This window comes from Yeguia hominis, assembly GCF_014384705.1.
GTDB lineage: Bacteria > Bacillota > Clostridia > Oscillospirales > Acutalibacteraceae > Yeguia > Yeguia hominis.
On sequence record NZ_JACRSN010000069.1, the window covers coordinates 1 to 604 of the forward strand.

General features: G+C 48.2%; 1 protein-coding gene. It reads right to left on the minus strand.

The annotated features are described in order from the left end of the window. Positions 1–319: 319 nt before the first annotated feature. A partial coding sequence (locus tag IAG03_RS14145; protein WP_249320759.1) for a hypothetical protein occupies positions 320–604 on the minus strand: 285 nt, incomplete at its 5' end.

Below are 604 nucleotides of genomic sequence, written 5' to 3' on the forward strand. Positions count from 1 at the left end.
GCCGAGCCGAGCCGAGCCGAGCCGAGCCGAGCCGAGCCGAGCCGAGCCGAGCCGAGCCGACAATAATTGTCGCATTTCCGTTTGCCATAGTCAAGTCCTCCTTCCATAATTTCTAAGGCAAAAGGATATGAATTCCCCTACCCCATAGATATACAAAAGTATTTTAGCAGATTTTCTCCAAAATCTCAAGTAGTTTTCAGAATATTGCTCTCATCTTTTTCTCAAAGCATTACCTTCTTCCATTACTCACGGAACTTTATGACTTCTTGAATACTACCCGAAAAGGGAAAGCCGCCGTCTGTGACAGCGACTTTTCTCTTTAGCGGGTAAACCGTATCAGCAGTTCATTTATAGCATCCACTGCGCCGTGTCTTTTCGCCTGTATCTCTCGATTTCGCCACTCCATAAGGCAATGCCGAATCACTCTGGTTTCTACCGGCTCAAAAGAGATTTTCTTCTTCCGTCCCGGCTTCATTGCTTCTGCAATGTCGCACAGGCGAAGGGCGAGGGCGTCAATCTGACCGTTGGTTTCTGCGTCATAGCTCCTGTGCTGCTGTATTAAGCCGTTTATCAGCACTCGCACCTCATAATCGTCCAGCTTGAC